17 protein-coding genes and 1 riboswitch are annotated in these 18,757 nt (G+C 42.2%); of the genes, 6 read left to right on the top strand and 11 right to left on the bottom strand.

The features are described from left to right. Nucleotides 1-84: 84 nt before the first annotated feature. Together MORIYA_RS16695 and MORIYA_RS16690 are read right to left on the bottom strand one after the other, a co-directional pair. Nucleotides 85-1,308 carry an HlyD family secretion protein gene (locus tag MORIYA_RS16695; protein ID WP_112716983.1) on the bottom strand — a complete coding sequence of 408 codons (1,224 nt, stop codon included), beginning with the start codon at nt 1,306-1,308 and terminating at the stop codon, nt 85-87. Continuing rightward, on the bottom strand, nt 1,302-1,595 hold the full coding sequence (locus MORIYA_RS16690; protein ID WP_112716981.1) for an MFS transporter: 294 nt from the start codon (nt 1,593-1,595) through the stop codon (nt 1,302-1,304). The genes MORIYA_RS16695 and MORIYA_RS16690 overlap by 7 nt, the downstream gene beginning before the upstream one ends. A 233-nt stretch (nt 1,596-1,828) precedes the next feature. Here MORIYA_RS16690 and MORIYA_RS16685 point away from each other — a divergent pair, with 233 nt between their 5' ends. Together MORIYA_RS16685 and MORIYA_RS16680 are read left to right on the top strand one after the other, a co-directional pair. Then, nucleotides 1,829-3,031: a GAF domain-containing sensor histidine kinase gene (locus tag MORIYA_RS16685; protein ID WP_112716979.1), complete on the top strand. Its 1,203-nt coding sequence runs from the start codon at nt 1,829-1,831 to the stop codon at nt 3,029-3,031. Beyond that, nucleotides 3,024-3,617 (top strand): response regulator, encoded by a 594-nt coding sequence (locus MORIYA_RS16680; protein ID WP_112716977.1) that lies wholly within the window; start codon nt 3,024-3,026, stop codon nt 3,615-3,617. Before MORIYA_RS16685 ends, MORIYA_RS16680 begins: the two co-directional genes overlap by 8 nt. Nucleotides 3,618-3,701: 84 nt before the next feature. On the opposite strand, the gene MORIYA_RS16675 is transcribed toward MORIYA_RS16680, so the two are convergent. The 4 genes from MORIYA_RS16675 to rluD form a co-directional block, all read right to left on the bottom strand. Beyond that, a complete protein-coding gene (locus tag MORIYA_RS16675) occupies nt 3,702-5,177 on the bottom strand; it encodes an alanine/glycine:cation symporter family protein (RefSeq protein WP_232011654.1) in 1,476 nt (491 codons plus the stop codon). A gap of 125 nt (nt 5,178-5,302) precedes the next feature. Continuing rightward, nucleotides 5,303-5,398, bottom strand: a riboswitch (glycine riboswitch). Between the two features lie 261 nt (nt 5,399-5,659). Then, nucleotides 5,660-8,233 carry an ATP-dependent chaperone ClpB gene (gene clpB, locus MORIYA_RS16670; RefSeq protein WP_112716975.1) on the bottom strand — a complete coding sequence of 858 codons (2,574 nt, stop codon included), beginning with the start codon at nt 8,231-8,233 and terminating at the stop codon, nt 5,660-5,662. A 171-nt stretch (nt 8,234-8,404) separates the two neighbouring features. Then, nucleotides 8,405-9,160 carry a peptidoglycan editing factor PgeF gene (gene pgeF / locus MORIYA_RS16665; RefSeq protein WP_112716973.1) on the bottom strand — a complete coding sequence of 252 codons (756 nt, stop codon included), beginning with the start codon at nt 9,158-9,160 and terminating at the stop codon, nt 8,405-8,407. Between the two features lie 6 nt (nt 9,161-9,166). Further along, nucleotides 9,167-10,147, bottom strand: a complete 981-nt coding sequence (gene rluD, locus MORIYA_RS16660) for a 23S rRNA pseudouridine(1911/1915/1917) synthase RluD (RefSeq protein WP_112716971.1) — start codon at nt 10,145-10,147, stop codon at nt 9,167-9,169. A gap of 136 nt (nt 10,148-10,283) precedes the next feature. On the opposite strand from rluD, the gene bamD reads away from it, so the two are divergent. Beyond that, nucleotides 10,284-11,021, top strand: a complete 738-nt coding sequence (gene bamD, locus MORIYA_RS16655; protein WP_112716969.1) for an outer membrane protein assembly factor BamD — start codon at nt 10,284-10,286, stop codon at nt 11,019-11,021. Between the two features lie 129 nt (nt 11,022-11,150). On the opposite strand, the gene hemE is transcribed toward bamD, so the two are convergent. After that, entirely contained in the window at nt 11,151-12,215 is a 1,065-nt protein-coding gene (hemE, locus tag MORIYA_RS16650) for a uroporphyrinogen decarboxylase (RefSeq protein ID WP_112716967.1), read from the bottom strand. Between the two features lie 506 nt (nt 12,216-12,721). Between hemE and rsd the strand changes: the two genes are divergently transcribed. Then, nucleotides 12,722-13,210, top strand: a complete 489-nt coding sequence (rsd, locus tag MORIYA_RS16645) for a sigma D regulator (protein ID WP_112716965.1) — start codon at nt 12,722-12,724, stop codon at nt 13,208-13,210. Nucleotides 13,211-13,336: 126 nt separating this feature from the next. Here the strand turns inward: rsd and fkpA are convergent, their stop codons facing one another. Further along, on the bottom strand, nt 13,337-14,083 hold the full coding sequence (fkpA, locus tag MORIYA_RS16640; protein ID WP_112716963.1) for an FKBP-type peptidyl-prolyl cis-trans isomerase: 747 nt from the start codon (nt 14,081-14,083) through the stop codon (nt 13,337-13,339). A gap of 256 nt (nt 14,084-14,339) precedes the next feature. On the opposite strand from fkpA, the gene MORIYA_RS16635 reads away from it, so the two are divergent. After that, nucleotides 14,340-14,561: a SlyX family protein gene (locus MORIYA_RS16635; protein WP_112716961.1), complete on the top strand. Its 222-nt coding sequence runs from the start codon at nt 14,340-14,342 to the stop codon at nt 14,559-14,561. A gap of 151 nt (nt 14,562-14,712) precedes the next feature. Here MORIYA_RS16635 and slyD read toward each other — a convergent pair whose 3' ends face one another. Both slyD and MORIYA_RS16625 read right to left on the bottom strand, forming a co-directional pair. Further along, nucleotides 14,713-15,291, bottom strand: coding sequence for a peptidylprolyl isomerase (gene slyD, locus MORIYA_RS16630; protein WP_112716959.1), 579 nt, complete (start codon nt 15,289-15,291; stop codon nt 14,713-14,715). 56 nt (nt 15,292-15,347) lie between these two features. Further along, nucleotides 15,348-15,551: a YheV family putative zinc ribbon protein gene (locus tag MORIYA_RS16625; RefSeq protein WP_112716957.1), complete on the bottom strand. Its 204-nt coding sequence runs from the start codon at nt 15,549-15,551 to the stop codon at nt 15,348-15,350. Nucleotides 15,552-15,740: 189 nt separating this feature from the next. Here MORIYA_RS16625 and MORIYA_RS16620 point away from each other — a divergent pair, with 189 nt between their 5' ends. Continuing rightward, complete coding sequence (locus MORIYA_RS16620; protein ID WP_112716955.1) at nt 15,741-17,654, top strand: ABC transporter ATP-binding protein; 1,914 nt, start codon at nt 15,741-15,743, stop codon at nt 17,652-17,654. A gap of 670 nt (nt 17,655-18,324) precedes the next feature. On the opposite strand, the gene MORIYA_RS16615 is transcribed toward MORIYA_RS16620, so the two are convergent. Next, entirely contained in the window at nt 18,325-18,684 is a 360-nt protein-coding gene (locus MORIYA_RS16615) for a nuclear transport factor 2 family protein (protein WP_112716953.1), read from the bottom strand. Between the last annotated feature and the right edge of the window lie 73 nt (nt 18,685-18,757).

Raw genomic sequence — 18,757 nt, 5'->3', positions numbered from 1 at the left:
TAATTTAACGCAGATCTCAAATTTCATATTTATGTGCAATATTCTTATGTCTTTGTAGCGAATAATACAGTGCAGGTCTAAAGACTACATGGCGTAGAAGTAGTAAATTTGAGATTTCATCCGAATAATAATACCGCGAATAACATCTAAGAAACCAAGGAATGCAACAGGTTTTGCACCGCTGATCCAGGCTAAACCTACAGCACCCACCGGCATATCATACCCTTCAGTTTCAATTAGCTTTAAGCGAACAAAGTGATGTTTGTTCTGCACATTTTGTGCAGTAGTTGCTCTCACTGATGTTTCTCTAGCAAGTAATGTTCCTTGTGCTTCGCCCGTCGCTTCAATGATACCTTCAACTTCCGCAGAGAAGATATGTCCCGGATACACAGCAGAAGCAAATTCAGCCGCTTGACCAACTTCAATATTACGAATGGCTTGATGATTGACACGCATTAATACGTATTTTTCATTGGTATACATTTGAATACGTGGCATTGCACCTATGTATTGACCTTCGCGAATAATAAAGTTAGTTAAGTAACCATCAGCAGGTGCATATATCAGCGTATTATCTAAATTCCACTGTGCCTGGGCATAGACTGCGGTTTGGTTGGCTAAATCCGCTTTACGGCTATTCACAGCATGTTCAGTTTTACTGGTATTAAGCAGTGCTTGCTGGGCGTTAAGGATGAGTTTTTCAGCTTGTGATTGCAGTACGGTTAATTTTGCTTTAGCAATTTTCACAGCCGTTTTCTGTTCATCTAACTTACTTTCGGTAATGGTAAATGCAGCGACTTTATTTTGATCAATATAACGCTTTAACGTCGTACTTTTCCAACTCAAGTCCACTTTTATTTCAGTTTGTTGATCGACATTAATGGCGATGTCTTGATTGGCAATTGCATATTTAGACTCATTAATCCGCACATCATCTAATGCTGATGCGAGTGCAACTTCGGCACTCTGTACTTGTGCAGCCGACTTGTTTAATGCGATCTGATAAACCTGATCCTCTAGTTCATAAATAAGCTGACCTTTGGTGACAGTTTGATTAGGTTTAACATGGAGCGTTTTAATATTGCCGGTCACTTGCGTTGAACCGGGACGTAACTGAATATGTGGCGACTGCACTAATGAGCCACCGGACAAATCCATCGGTGTATACGTAATTAGACCAACCCAAACAAACAGTAACCACGCAGAGCCACCAATATAAGCAAAACTCTTAGAATATTTATTCCACGGCATACCCACTAAACGCAGTAGATAAATAAGGAATGCCCAGACAGCTAACCCTTCTAACATGCGCTATCCCTCTCTGATTTCCAAATATCACGTACTTTGGCAATGGCTTGTTCCGCGTCCACAAACGCAATAATCACCGCAAGTACCCACACCCAATGCCAAATAAATCCAACCCAAGTTAAGGTGGTGATCAAGGTTAATTGTTGATGGCTATTTTTATGAGCTTGGTGAATAGGTACCTCATGAAACTTCCAAAAAGCAATCCCTGCAGCAGCCACCGTCGCGATAAGCACTACAGCAGCAACAATATGTAATCCCGTATCAAAGCCAGTGCCCACAAAAGGCATAGATATTAAACTCACAGGTTAACTCCTCGCTGAATTATTCCTAAATTAAATCATTAGGAACGAATTTTAATAATTTTATTTTAATCAAGTAAGGAAGCAAAAAGTACTCGTAAAATTGCTAGATTTAACCCTATTTACTAATTTTTAATAGCCAAATCACCTGCATCAGGCTAATAATATATTGTGGAAATGAAACAGTGACGAATAACTAACACCCTATGAGGACTATACCTATGCGAGAACTGCCAAAGATAAATGCGGCGGGCTTGAGTATCGAACAATTTACCATTGAGGTATCAAATTGGTTATTGGAAAGCGATACCGCCGACTTACTGAGTGCTATTGAGTCTTCGCTAACTGCTTTTTTACCTTATATCCAAGCTCAGCGCATGTCGTTGGTTCGCTTAACTGTAGATAACCGTTTTGAAGGTGCACTGGCTGTTGCGGCGCCCGGTTACCAGCCCATTTCGTTACCGGCACAAGGACTCTACTCACCTTATCTGGAGCAGATCAGTAAAGGCGAACCCATTATTGCCGAAGGTAATCTGCTCGATGTTATCAATCATGATGAATTCATAATCCAAAAAATGGAAGGGATCATTGCGCATATTGTCGTGCCCCTTCGTGTGCGCGGGCGTATTTGGGGGAGCATTGCCGCGAGTCGTTATATCGAGCCAGCACAATGGCAAGAAGACACCATCACCCGAGTCCGCAGTTTTGGTCAGCTCCTCGCGGCCACCTTCGAGCGTTATGCTTATTGGGAAAAGCTGCAACATAAAAATCAGAAACTCGAATTATTATCACGACATCTAATGGATAGCCAAGAAACCGAACGCCGTATGTTATCCCGTGAACTGCATGACAACTTTTCCCAGCGCATGGCGCTATTAACCATCAAAGCCTCGTCGCTAACCAATCGTTTAACCGATGCCGACGATAAAAAATCAGCCTGCGTATTACATCACGAGATCCAAGATCTTGCCAAAGATATGCAAGCTTTGTCACGCTCGTTACACCCGGCGATATTAGAAGATTTAGGGCTGATCGTCGCACTTAAAGCCGAATGCCGACGCTTATCTGCCATCAAAGATATTGATATTCAAACCTTGTTCGACCCTATTCCCGCGGTTAACAAAGAGCTATCCCTAAATCTGTATCGCATATTACAAGAAGCATTAAACAACGTTGCCAAGCATGCGCAAGCCTCTGCAGTCTTTGTCTTATTACAAGCAGAGCAAGGCAATTTACACTTTCAAATTATCGATGATGGCATTGGCTGTGATCTCACCCTTACAGAGAATATAGGCAGTCTCGGTTTAATCAGTATTCAAGAACGTGCCCAATTGTTTAATGGTACTGCCACGTTCACCTCTCCTGAAGATGGCGGTTTTATCGTCGATATAATGATCCCTACCATAAAGGAATATTATGAGTAATATAATTTTAGCCGACGATCATCTGATTGTGGCACAAGGCATTGCCAGTATTTTACAACCTGAACATCAGATTTTAGCGATTGCCAAAGATGGCTTAGAATTGGTGGAACTTGTCAAACAGCATCAACCAGATTTAGTAATCACCGATATTAGCATGCCAGACATGACCGGTATTGCTGCCATAGCGACATTAAAACGGATTAATAAACATTTAAAAATCATCTGTCTCACCATGCATGATGAACAAGAATATGCCGAAGGTGCGATAGCCGCGGGCGCAAAAGGTTATGTATTAAAACATGAAGCCAGCGAAAGCCTCATCGAAGCAGTAAACCAAGTACTCAATGGTGGGACATATATTTCTACTTCGATCACAGTAGATACCGACAAACCCAAGTTGTCTTCTCGTCAAATCAGTGTATTACGGTTATTAGCGCAAGGTAAATCAGCCCGTCAAGTCGCAGATGAACTGTTTATTTCCCCGCGCACTGTCGAATTTCATAAATATTCAATCATGAAATTAGTCAATGCAAAAACCAGTGCCGAATTGATCCAATATGCACTTAATCATGGACTCATGGATTAAATCAATTTCTCTTAATTATCGCGGTCATTGATAGACCGACGAGAGACAATAACAAAACAGCATCTTATTGCCTCCACATCATCGCTATACGGTTTGCTGTTCTAGCGTTAGTTTATCAAAAAATAATTTGGTTTCGGCAATCACCACATGACGTAGACCAATCAAACCAATTAAGTTCGGGATCGCCATTAAGCCATTAACAATATCCGCTAGGATCCAAATAAGATCCAAGTGTAAGAATCCGCCACCAGCCACCAGCAATATATAAAAATACTTGTACGGTTTAATGCCTTTCTGACCAAACAGATATTGCACACAACGTTCGCCATAATAGTTCCAGCCGAGAATAGTGGTAAAGGCGAAAAACACGAGGCCTAAGGTGATCACGTATTGGCCGATTAGCGGTGACAAACCTTGCTCAAAGGCTAACGTCGTCATTGCAGCACCCGATGTCTCACCACTCCATACGCCCGTTAACACTAAGGTCAGACCGGTCATAGTACAAATAATGATGGTATCGAAGAAGGTCCCAGTCATTGAAATCAGCCCCTGTTTTACACAAGAATCTGTTTTTGCTGCCGCAGCGGCAATCGGCGCACTGCCCAAGCCTGACTCATTAGAAAACACACCACGTGCCACACCACTTTGGATTGCGAGCATCACTGTCGCGCCTAAGAACCCGCCAGTTGCCGCAGTTGGGGTAAAAGCACTGCTGATCACTAAGGCGATGGCATCTGGTACCGCCTCGATATTAAATAATAGAACCAACAAGGAGGCCAATACATAACCTACCGCCATCAATGGCACGGTACGCTGGGCAATAGCTGAAATAGAGCGAATACCACCTAAGGTCACCATAGCGACTAATACCGTCAGTATTGCCGCAGATAACCACACCGGAATATTAAACGAGATCTGCACGGCGTCAGTAATGGCATTCACTTGTGGGAAAGTACCAATACCAAAACACGCCACACCAATACCAAACAAGGCAAAAGCTTTCGCTAACCAACGACTACCCAAACCATGTTCGAGATAATACATAGGGCCGCCCGCCATTTGGCCTTGTTCATCAACAACGCGGTATTTCACCGCCAACAAACATTCGGCATATTTAGTCGCCATGCCAAAAAAGGCCGCCACCCACATCCAAAACAATGCGCCGGGACCACCCATCTTGATCGCCGTGGCAACACCGACAATATTACCGGTACCGATGGTGGCAGAAAGTGCGGTACATAACGCCGCAAAGCTACTGATATCACCTTGCTTGTTATTATGTCGATCGTGATCATTTTTATCCCCTGAAAACAGGTATTTTAGCGCTAACGGTAATTTGGTGATTTGTAAAAAGCCTAAACGTAAAGTGAGATACATACCGGTGCCGACCAAGAGTAATAATAAGGGCGGCCCCCAAATAAAATGATCGATGCTTTGCAGGATATTTTGTAATGGTTGTGAGAAAAAATTGACTATCGATTGCAGTAAATAAGACTGTAGTGGTAAATCGACGGGGTCTGGTAGTACAGATTGTAGTACGGTTAATTGTAAATAGTGCATTAAAAATCATTCCTCGAGAATGTGAATCTGAGGAGGATGTAATTATTCAAGATGGGTAAACGAAGCAAAAAAACCACAGCAAAAGCCACAGTAAAAAGCAGACGTGAAAGTACGCAAAAAAAATAATCCTATCCTCTGTCCTTTGTACCTGAGAGTTTCAACGACATTGTCGATTTGCTCCTTCGGCGTCCAATTTAATGGATCTCTCCAGAGGCTCGTCCAGTAACAGTCCATGCTTTTTCTTGCGAAATAAAGCGCCTGAAAGATTTACTTCTTCGGCGGGCACATTGACCACTCTCCTGCTACCTTCATCCGAACTTAGTATGGATAGTTCGCAGCATTAAACACTACAAACATGCAAATATTAGCACGGTTAACTTCAACAAAAACCTATAAGGCAGTTCGAATGATTAACAATTAATCTCTAGACGAAAAAAAGCCCTGAATACAGGGCTGCTTTCATTATTCGTCTAGTAACACGTTTATTGACTGATGCTTAACTCATCATCAACCACACTTATCTTAATCTGTTTGCCAGGGACCACATCGCCGGCCAAAATAGCATTAGCTAAACGGTTTTCGACTTGTTTCTGTAATACCCGTTTTAGCGGTCTGGCACCAAACAACGGATCAAATCCCGCATCGGCTAATTTAGCTAAGGCATCGGCGGTGATCGATAAACTATAACCCAATTGTTTTAATCGCGCTTCTAACGATTTTAACTGGATCACGGCAATTTTCTCGATGTGACTACGCCCGAGTGGATGGAATACCACGATATCATCGATACGGTTAATAAACTCGGGACGGAAGCTTTGTCCAAGCAACTCTAACAAGCGTAACTTTACCGTATTATAGTCATGCTTCCCATACTCTTCTTGAATGATATCCGAGCCTAAGTTAGATGTCATAATGATCACCGTATTACGGAAATTAACGGTTCGTCCCTGACCATCCGTTAAGCGACCATCATCCAACACTTGTAATAAAATATTAAAAATATCGGGATGGGCTTTTTCAATCTCATCGAGTAAGATCACTGAATATGGTTTACGACGTACCGCTTCGGTCAGGTAACCGCCTTCTTCATAACCGACATAACCAGGAGGCGCACCAATCAGACGAGCAACAGAATGCTTCTCCATAAATTCAGACATATCAAGACGGATCATGGCTTGGTCTGAATCAAAGATAAAATCAGCTAAGGCTTTGCATACTTCAGTTTTACCGACACCCGTTGGCCCCATGAATAAAAAAGATCCCATCGGACGGTTTGGATCAGCCAACCCTGCACGGCTGCGGCGTATCGCATTAGATACCACGCTGATCGCTTCGGCTTGACCAATCACCCGTTGATGTAAGTTATCTTCCATCGCCAGCAGTTTTTCTTTTTCCCCTTCCAGCATGCGATGTACCGGGATCCCGGTCCAACGCGATAAAATATCGGCGATCTCAGCTTCACCTACCTTATGCTTTAATAAGGTCATGTCTTGCATTTCTGCTTGCGCAGCTAAATCCAATTGTTTTTCTAACATCGGGATCGTGCCGTATTGCAGTTCAGACATTTTATTTAAATCGCTGGCACGTCTGGCCATATCCAATTCAACACGGGCTTTATCTAATGCTGATTTAATGTGTTTAGTACCAGAAAGCGCGGCTTTTTCAGTCCGCCAAACCTCATCCAATTCGTTAAACTTATCTTGCTTCTCAGCCAATTCCTCAGCAATCGTCGATAAACGTTTAATACTGGCCGAGTCATCTTCTTTTTCTAGCGCTTGCCGCTCAATTTTAAGTTGGATAATACGACGTTCTAATTTATCTAACGCTTCTGGTTTTGAGTCCATTTGTAAACGAATAGACGATGCCGCTTCATCGATCAGATCAATGGCTTTATCGGGCAATTGACGATCGGAAATATAACGGTGAGATAAGGTCGCCGCCGCCACAATCGCGGGATCGGTAATATCAACATTATGATGTAGTTCATAGCGTGATTTTAAACCACGTAAGATGGCAATGGTGTCTTCAACACTTGGCTCTTCAATCAATATTTTTTGAAAACGACGTTCCAGTGCCGCATCTTTTTCAATATATTTACGGTATTCATCAAGGGTAGTCGCACCCATACAATGTAATTCACCTCGGGCTAATGCCGGTTTTAGCATATTGCCGGCATCCATCGCGCCCTCACCTTTACCAGCGCCGACCATGGTATGTAGCTCATCAATAAACAGAATCGTTTGGCCTTCGGTTTGCGCTAGTTCTTTGATCACTGATTTTAACCGTTCTTCAAATTCACCACGGTATTTGGCCCCCGCAATCAAGGCCCCCATATCCAGTGATAATACCCGTTTATTCTTTAAACCTTCCGGTACTTCGCCATTCACAATACGCTGTGCCAAACCTTCGGCAATCGCAGTTTTACCAACCCCGGGCTCGCCAATTAATACCGGATTATTCTTAGTCCGGCGTTGTAATACCTGGATCACACGGCGGATCTCGTCATCCCGGCCAATCACAGGATCAAGCTTACCGACTTCAGCACGTTCGGTCAGATCTAAGGTATATTTGGCTAACGCTTCACGTTGCTCTTCTGCGCCTTGGTCATTCACTTTGTCTCCACCACGGATCACATCAATCGCTTCTTCGACGAGCTTACGCGACCCCCCTGCTTTGCGTAATAATTGCCCTAAGCGGCCTTTATCTTCAACCGCAGCAAGGACAAACATCTCGGAAGCAATAAATTTATCTTTACGTTTTTGGGCAAACTTATCACATAAGTTTAATAACATATTCAAGGCTGACGATAATTGGATATCGCCTTGCGTACCTTGCACTTGTGGTAAGCGATCTAACTCATCCGCTAATTGCCAGCGCAATGCATTGGCATCAATAGCGGCCGCGGTCAATAATGGGCGAATAGAGCTGTGGTCTTGATTTAATAACGCGGTCATCAAGTGAATAGGGTCGATAAATTGATTATCTTTACCCAGTGCAAGTGACTGCGCATCAGAAATAGCCATTTGGAATTTGGTGGTAAGTTGATCTAAGCGCATAACAATGTCCTATCAGTCTTGAGAAAAAACAGGTGCAAGCGTGTTATGTAGGTAAGCTACATAATCATGTGATTATTTACGGTTAATGAAAACGGAATAATTATAGTCGTTTAATTAGTTTGGGGATATGCAGTAAAGCACTAAAACCCATAATTATTATATGGGGATTATTTATTGAATTTCAAGGTAAATCAAACTTGCTTGGCGACCTGTTTGGTGATCTCGTCGATAAGAATAGAATAAATCAATTTCACGGTAAGTACAGTGGTCACCACCGTAAACATCAGCCGCCTTAACGGTTAGCGCTTGGAGACGTTGACGCGCTAATACATATAAATCAGCAAGCCATTTATCACCGTCGGCAATAAAAGCGCAGCTTGCTTGCGGATCATGTGCTATAAAGGCATCACGTACTTCACTACCTACTTGAAAATGCGCTTGGCTAATTGCTGGACCTAACCAGACTAATAAATCATCGGGTGGTGCGGTCAGTTTAGCAAGGGTGTTCTCAATAATACCATCGAGTAAACCACGCCAACCGGCATGAATAGCGGCGACTTGCGAGCCCGCTTTATCGCAAATTAAGAGCGGTAAACAGTCCGCTGTCATCACTAAACAAACTTGCCCCGTCATGTGAGTGACAGACGCATCAGCAGCGGTAAGTTGCTCGGCATGGTGGGATTGCCCCACTAGACTAACAACTGTCGTACTGTGCGTTTGATTCAACCAATAAGGCTGTTGTGGCAAATTAGCCGCTATTATTAACAACTGCCTATTTTGCCATACCACCTGACTATCATCTTGCACATGCAGACCTAAATTTAGCCCTGCATAGGGCACATGACTGACACCACCCTCACGAGTCGTGCTTAGCGCCTTAACATTGCTTGGCGCTGGCCAGTTGGGTTGAATCAAACGAGGCATCATCAATGCTTAACTAATGTAATCATCAACCATGTTTAACGCGGTATCTTCACGTAGGATATGAATTAAAGTATTCATATCCGACGGACGTTCTGCGCGCCACATCATCATTTCGCCTGTTACTGGGTGCTCTAATTTCAGCATACGTGCATGTAGCGCCTGACGACCGAAACCACGCAGTGCTAAGACCAATGTATCCGTTGCATTGCTTGGTGGCTTTGGACGCCCCGCATACACAGTATCACCAACGATAGGATGCATAATATGCGTCATGTGTACACGAATTTGGTGAGTCCGGCCTGATTCAAGACGCAGTCTTAATAACGTATGCGCACGGTATTTCTCAGCAACACGGTAATGTGTTTTTGCTGGTTTACCCAATGGACGAACAGCCATTTGCGTACGTTTAGTGGCGTGACGACCGATTGGTTCATCAACAAAACCACCTGCCGTCATAGTACCTGATACAACCGCTTCGTATTCACGCGTAATACGACGGGCCTGTAGCGCCGTGACTAAATGCGTTTGGGCGGGAATTGTTTTCGCAATCACCATCAAACCCGTGGTATCTTTATCGAGACGGTGAACAATACCAGCACGTGGCACGTCAATAATGTCTGGATAATGGAATAACAATGCATTAAGCACTGTGCCATCTGGGTTACCTGCACCTGGATGCACAACAAACCCCGCTGGTTTGTTGATAACAAGAATGTCATCGTCTTCATACACGATATTAAGTGGTAGATCTTGTGGCTCGTAACGCACTTCTTCGTCAACTTCTGCGTTTAAGATAATTTTATCGCCGTATTGCATTTTTTCACGTGCTTTAACGACAACGTTGCCATTTAAGTTAACAAATCCTGCAAGAATCCATTCTTTCAGACGTGTACGAGAATAATCTGGGAACATCTCGGCTAAAACTTGGTCTAAGCGTTGACCGACTTGGTGTTCTGCAACAACGGCAGAAAGTTCTATATGTTGGCTCATAGGTAGCAGGGACCCTCTTCGGTCCTAATTTTCAGTATAATTACAGGATTCAGGCTATTTTAGCCTTTTATTTTGCTGTAGCATATTGGCTACATAACTATTTTCGCATTAAGCCATTTGGAATAAATCCAACCTAATGAAAAAATCAATAAAATTAGCAATAAGTTTATCGCTCGCACTGGTTGTGGCAACTGGTTGTTCTTCAAGAACAGAACCAACTGTACCCGACAAACCAGCCATCGCGCTGTACAGCACCGCTCAACAATCGTTACAAGCGGGTAATTTTGTTTCCGCAATTGAAACGCTTGAAGCGCTTGATACGCGTTACCCATTTGGCCCGCACACAGTGCAAGTGCAACTAGACTTGATCTATGCTTACTACAAGAATAGTGACACTGCGCAGGCATTGGCCAATATAGATCGCTTTATTCGCTTAAATCCAAGCCATAAAGACATTGATTATGTCTACTATATGCGTGGACTTACCAATATGGGCGCGGATTATAACCTATTTCATGACCTCTTTAATATAGATCGTTCAGATCGAGACCCAAGTTATGCAAATGCGGCCTTCAATGACTTCACTCGCTTAATCAAGCGCTACCCACAAAGTGAGTATGTTGCTGATGCGCAGAAACGTGCGATTTCGATTAAAAGTCGCCTAGCGCGTTATGAGTTATCTGCCGCAGAATATTACATGAAACGTAAGGCTTACATCGCAGCGATCCAACGAGCACAACACATTATCGATAATTTTGCGGATACAGAATCACGTACCGGTGCATTAAAAGTAATGATTAAAGCGTACGATATTTTAGAGCAACCAACGCTGAAAGCCAATGCTAAAAAGATCTTAGCGGCTAACGCCAATTAATTCTTAGTACATCTCACGATGATTATTATCGCTAAAAATAAAATATAAACAAACGGCGTCTATGCAAATAGACGCCGTTTTTGTTGGTATTTATAGTATTAAGCTATCGCTACCGTACTAAGCCTGCGCCTATTTATGGTATTGCTTACTTAATTCACCCACTGCGTCGATGAATACACCTGCTTTTTCAGGTTCCACATCTAAATGGATACCGTGACCTAAATTCATCACGTGGCCATTGCCTGTACCAAAACCAGCTAAGATCGTGCTTACTTCTTCACGAATACGTTCTGGCGAAGCATACAGCATTGAAGGGTCCATGTTACCTTGCAGCGCAACTTTATCACCAACACGTGCTTTAGCTTCAGCAATATCAATGGTCCAATCTAAACCAATCGCATCACAACCTGTTGCCGCGATCTGCTCGATCCATTGACCACCGTTCTTGGTAAACAAAGTAACCGGTACTTTACGGCCATCGTTGAAACGCGTTAAGCCATCAACAATCTTGTGCATATACTGCAGTGAGAAGTCTTTGTAATCACGTGGTGACAATACCCCACCCCAAGTATCAAATACCATCACAGATTGTGCACCCGCAGCAATTTGCGCATTCAGGTAAGAAATAACAGAATCGGCTAACTTATCTAATAATAAGTGTAACGTTTGTGGTTCACAAAATGCCATTTTCTTAATTTTAGTGAAGGTTTTAGTACCGCTACCTTCAACCATATAAGTTGCTAACGTCCATGGGCTACCAGAAAAACCAATTAACGGCACTGAACCATCCAAGTTTTTACGAATAGTACGCACTGCATTCATCACATATTGTAATTCGCCTTCTGGATCTGGCATGCCGATTTTATCAACGTCTGCTTTACACGTGATCGGACGCTCAAATTTAGGGCCTTCACCTTCTGAGAAATACAAACCTAACCCCATCGCATCGGGGATAGTTAAGATATCAGAAAACAGAATAGCCGCATCAAGTGGAAAACGGCGTAATGGTTGTAACGTTACTTCACAAGCAAGTTCTGCATTTTTACACAGCGACATAAAGTCACCCGCTTCAGCGCGCGTTGCTTTATATTCTGGTAAATAACGACCTGCTTGACGCATCATCCATACTGGTGTTTGGTCTACCGATTCTTTGGCTAACGCACGTAAATAACGATCATTCTTTAACTCGCTCATATCCTTTCCTGAATTGCGGCTCTAATATGCCGTGATTGTAACATTATTCAACAATTGACAAAATATCTGACACCACTTTCATGGTTAATTTAACCACAAGTTGATTCCAACACGGCATTCGTCGCCAAAATACAAAATAACACACCAGAATTGACACGTTAGCGGATAAAAAAACAACAAATTTGCAACGTCAGCAACACGCCAATCTCAGACCATTTGTAGTTAGGTAACTAATTTGCACAATTCACAATAACTGAATCAGAGACATCAATCACAATTATTTAACAAGCCTAACGAACAAAATCAAAAATCAAAAAATAACAAACACTTATATGCTATTATTAGACCTACAACAGTTTTCAATTCGTAGCCATGCTTTAGCAGACATATCTGTTATTGCGGCACTAATTAATCAGGTTTGACCAGATAAAATAGTGTTGACGTTTTACGGTAAAAAATTTAGTAATAGGACACCTTAGTTTTTAAGGGTACATGGAGTAAGTCATATGTTAACCAAATTAGAACAAGCGCAACAAGCTTGGGGCGGTACGCACAACGCTATTGATCATTGGCTCGAAGAGCGACAAGAATTGATTGTCGATTATTGCAAACTCGAAGGCTTACCCCCATTTGAAAAAACCGCCGCACTACCCAGTAAAGATGAATTACAAGCCTTTTGCCAAATTTTAATCGATTATCTATCAACTGGTCATTTTGAAGTTTACGATCAAATCGTCTCTCAATGTGCCGAGTACAGCACCCAAAGTCTGAAACTTGCGCAAGAAATCCAACCGCAGATCGTATTAACAACCGAAGCACTGGTTGAGTTCAACGATAAATATGCTGAAGGCAATAAAGATGACGATGCATTAATCATGTCTTTAGATAATGATATGTCGAAAGTAGGCGAACTATTAGAACAGCGTTTTGAATTAGAAGATCAACTGCTATATACCCTAGCAACCTATCACCGCGAAGTTGTCGGTGCAGAATAACGACCAGAATAAAAGAGTATAGAATAAGTATCCATGTGCAAATAAATAGACGGCTAATAAAAACCCATTCACACGATTAATATGAATGGGTTTTGATAAAATCGCGCACAAAACGTTTAATTATTTTTATTGTCCCGCAATTTCAATCAATTCAACTTCAAATACCAATGTAGAATTTGGTGGGATATCTGCACCCGCACCTTGTGCGCCATAACCTAGCTCAGATGGGATGTATAATTTATACTTGCTGCCCACATTCATGAGTGAAACACCTTCAGTCCAACCAGGGATCACACGATTAAGTGCAAATGTTGCTGGTTCGCCACGTTCGACAGAACTATCAAATACCGAACCGTCTAATAATGTACCCGTGTAATGCACAGTTACGGTATCATCTGGCGATGCAAGTTCACCTTCACCAGCCGTAAGCACTTCATATTGAAGACCTGAATCGGTCGTTGTAATACCTTCTTTCTTGCCATTTTCAGCAAAGAAACTAGCGGCTTCAGCTTCCAGTTTTTCACCTTCAATACGTGCCGCATCCGTTGAAAGCGTATTCATTTTTTCGTCATACGATTTTAATACAGCTTGTAGCTCTTCATCAGATAACTGCGTTGATTCATTTAACGCATCGGTAATACCTTGGACGATAATGTCCTTATCTAATGGTGCGCCTAGCTCTTCTTGACGCTTAAGAGGGGCAACCAAGTTGCGTGCAACGATTGAACCGATTGCATAAGCCGCTTGTTGATCTTCAGAATATGTTTTAATGTCTGTTACTTTTGCTGCAGGTGCTTCTGGAGTTTCTTGACCACATGCCGCTAATAGAGATACCGCTGAAGCGAGTATCGTTACTTTAAAAAATTTTTTCATCGAAATACCTAATTAAAATAATGCCGTGTAATTCCACAACTACGTGCTAAGTTACTTATACCCAAACTACATTAGTAGTATTATCATAACTATTTGATGCTTCCATACAAGATATTAACCACTATAAATACTAAAAATGATAATTCACTCTACTTTACTTAGTTTTACATCCTATCTCGGCTAGTATTTCAGCTCAAATAAATCGACATAACATGTTAAGCTTAATTCAATAGATTATAGCTATAGCGGAAAAAACATGGAAATTCAGCACTTAGAAGAACGTGTTGAAAACTTAGAAATGAAACTGAGTTTTCAGGACGATACTATCGAACAATTAAATGATGCCATTATTGATCAGCAAAAACGACTGGAAGACCAGAAAGTGCAGCTAACTTTTTTAATTAGTCGCATCAAAACCATGCAAGTGGGCAGTGGTCTAGCAAGCGAAGCGGATGAGACACCACCACCGCATTATTAAGCGACTCAGTCTCGACATCTGTGTCATTGCCACTGGCAGATGACTTACCGTAAAGAGCTAGCGTAAATGCTGTACTCTAAATAAAAATGCCAGTCACGATAACTGGCATTTTGCTTTCATTAAATCGATGTTACTAACTCATGATTAATGACTAGTGACAACCGCCACCGCAGCAACCGTCTTTTTTCTCTTTTTTTGGTTCTTCAGAACCACAACAGCCACCTTCATGATCATGGTCGTGTCCATGGTCATGACCACAACCGCCAGCACCGTGGATATGGCCGTGCTCTAGTTCTTCTTCTGTCGCTTCACGAATACCGATAACTTCACCGTTAAACTGCAGCGTACGACCTGCAAACGGGTGGTTAGCATCAACAATAATGATATCATCTTCAATACTAGTGACGATAACAGTGCGGTGACCCGCATCAGTATCTGCACTGAATGCCATACCCGGTTCAACACCTTCAACACCGTCGAATAACTCAGCAGGTACTTCTTGAACAAGGTCAGGATCGTAGATGCCATAACCTTGTTCAGGTTGAATTGTCACGTCAAATTCGTTACCTACTGCTAGGCCTTCTAATTCAACTTCAAGACCCGGAACCAGGTAACCAGAACCCATTAAGAATTCCAGTGGTGATGAATCACGCGTATCATCGATAAGTTCGCCTTTATCGTCTGTTACTGCGAAGTGTAGTACTACTACTGAGTTTGCTTCAATAAACATATTTATTCTCTTAATGCTAATTAACTGTCTTTAGTGCTCCTTAAACCAATCTAAAATTATGGTTTAAAGACACCTATCATTTGTTCAAAATCGCGGGTGGCGGTACTCACCTCTCCATCGGCTTGCGCTTGCGTATAGCCACAACTGACACATTCAATTGTTTCTACCTCATTCACTTGAAATAGCTGGATCACATCTATTTCATTGCACGTCGGGCACTTAGCACCGGCGACAAAGCGTTTTTTCTTCCATTCAACCACTGCAACCTCCCAGTCATTTACGATGTTAGTGAACTTAAATCATCGGCAAATCATTGCCAATTTTTGGCCTATTACCATCGTTTAACCATGAGTGTACTTTATTCTTGGTACAAATTTCAAAGTTTAACATTTTAAACTGCGCGTAAATCAGCTAACATCGCCGCAATTATAGTTACTAATAGCCCTCATATGATCATAGCTAGCGATATTGAACTTCTGCGTGGTGGTAAGCCACTTATTACGAACACCAGTGCCAAAATCAACCCAGGTCAAAAGGTTGGTTTAGTCGGTAAAAATGGCTGTGGTAAATCCAGTCTATTTGCCCTTATTCGCCATGAAATTAGTTTGGATAACGGCAGCCTTACCTATCCAAGCAGCTGGCTAGTATCGAGCGTAAAACAGGAAACGCCGGCTCTCGATCGTAGCGCCCATGATTATGTACTGGATGGCGATACCGGTTTCCGGCAACTAGAAGCAGAACTTGCACAAGCAGAAGCGGCGGATAACGGCAATAAAATTGCAGAGATCCACGGTAAACTTGATGCGATTGGTGCTTATAGCATTAACGCCCGTTGTTCTGAGTTATTATCCGGTTTAGGTTTTACCGAAGACAAACAGCAACTGTCAGTACAAAGTTTCTCGGGTGGTTGGCGGATGCGCTTAAACCTAGCCCAAGCACTATTATGCCGTTCTGACTTATTGCTACTGGATGAACCAACCAACCACTTAGATTTAGATGCGGTTATTTGGTTAGAAAAATGGTTAAAACAGTATGACGGTACCTTAATGCTGATCTCACATGATCGTGATTTCCTCGATGCCATTATTACCAAGATCATTCACGTTGAAGACCAAAAACTGAATGAATACACAGGTGACTACACCTCGTTCGAAAAACAACGTGCCGAAAAACTATCACAACAGCAATCTATATATGAGAAACAACAGCGTGAAGTTGCCCACATGCAAAGCTACATCGATCGTTTCCGTTACAAAGCGTCAAAAGCCAAACAAGCACAGAGTCGTATTAAAGCGATGGAGCGTATGGAACTTATTTCGGCGGCCAATGTAGATTCGCAATTTAACTTTAGTTTCTTAACACCTGACGCCCTGCCAATGCCATTATTAACCATGGAAAACGTGTGCGCGGGTTATGACGATAACTTAATTCTAGATAACATTAAGTTGAATCTGGTCCCGGGTAGTCGCATTGGTTTATTAGGGCGTAATGGCGCCGGTAAATCAACCCTGATCAAATTACTCGCCGGTGAGATCGAGCCGTTAACGGGTAAACTCGAAGTTAATCCCAATTCGAAAGTGGGTTATTTTGCCCAGCACCAATTAGAATTCTTACGCTTAGACGATACCCCATTACAACACTTGGTACGTTTGGCTCCGGATAAAACCGAGTTAGAACTGCGTAAATACTTAGGTGGTTTTGGTTTCATCGGTGAAAAAGCGTTAGATATTGTGCGTCCCTTCTCGGGTGGTGAAAAAGCCCGTTTGGTATTAGCGCTGATCGTATGGCAAAAACCCAACCTATTATTGCTTGATGAACCAACCAACCATTTGGATTTAGAAATGCGTCACGCGCTGTCAGTCGCCCTACAAGGCTTTGAAGGCGCAATGGTTGTGATATCCCACGATCGCCACTTATTACGCTCTACTACCGATGAGCTGTATTTGGTACACGATAAGAAGGTATTACCCTTTGATGGTGATCTCGATGATTACCATCGCTGGTTAAGCGAACAACAAAAAGTGGAAAAGCAAGCCACACAAGTGATCAATACCGGAGCGAACAGTGCCCAAGCGAAGAAAGATCAAAAGCGTAAAGCGGCTGAATTACGTAAGCTAACGCAGCCAGTACGCAAGCACATTGAAAAAATCGACAAGCAGCTAGAAACCTTAGGTGACAAGCTGACCGCCGTTGAAACACAACTCAGTGAAACCAGTATTTATGAAGATCAAAACAAAGCTAAGCTAAAAACCGCATTAGGTGAGCAAGCGAAGTTTGTTGTGGCGATTGAAGACGCTGAAACCACCTGGATGGACTTGAACGAACAACTTGAAGAAATGATCGAAGCAAGCGAACAAGCTTAAACGATATGTGAGTAGAGGTTGAACTGGTATCAGCCTCTAGTTATTTTTAACAAAACACACCCACAATAGTCATTAATGACTTAATTGCATCAATAATATTCCATATGAAAAAAATCAATGAGACAAACTACACTGAATTAGAAAAGTTTATTTCACAAGATAGATTATCTAGTTACAAAATAATTATCAAAAAGAAAGCAATAACAATCTAATCGCGGCATACCACTGGAATAAGCATATTTCGGCAGCCTTATATCCTATTCTTCAATGCCTTGAAATCACCCTAAGAAATGCCCTACATATAGCGGGAACGCAAGTGATTGGTATGAGAAAGCACTCAAGCATGGTGGCGATAATAAATTCAAATCCGATTATAATCGCTGGAATACAAGATACTATCGGAAGTCTGCTGGCTATAAGAAAGAAGATAAAAAGAAAGCGTGGGTTTCAAATCATGAAAACATGCTCAAGAATACAAAAAATGCGCCGTTAGAGGCGCATCTTGCTGGACAACAACGTACTTAATTCGGTAATCATCCAAATGTGCGCTAAAGCTATGAGACATTGAGCTAAAGCACGTTCACTAGTTAATATATTAGAGTATCACCCTATTAATTGTCAACTATCGATAGCAGTTCTACAATAAATTATGGCTATATTACACAACGATTCAGAATAAACGTTTCCATTGCTCGGTATCGACAAACCAGCGCTCCTCATAGATTTTGTCGCCTTCAAATCTGAACAAGACGGATAATGCGGAGAACTCTATGTTATTGGCTTTCCACTCAACGATTGAGACTACTTCATTGCCAGTTTCAACCTGACGCAGCTCAGTAATTTCGAAACCAGGTGGCAGCATGCCGCCAAAATTATTTAGCGCTTTACGAAATGTCCGCCGTCCCCTGAGAATATCCTCCTGCCCCGGCATGATGAATGTCATATCATCCGTGTAATCATTGATTAAGGTATCGAAATCACCTGCACCAACGGCATCCCAACCACGCTGTACTATATTAGATAGATTCATTACGGTTGCCTTCTATAATTTTTTATCATTTAACTATAGAGGCTATTCAATCATCTTGCCCTAGCCATTATTA

The organism is Moritella yayanosii (assembly GCF_900465055.1).
GTDB classification, from domain to species: domain Bacteria; phylum Pseudomonadota; class Gammaproteobacteria; order Enterobacterales; family Moritellaceae; genus Moritella; species Moritella yayanosii.
Note: the sequence above shows the minus strand (reverse complement) of the source record. Positions and strands in the feature narration are given on the sequence as shown.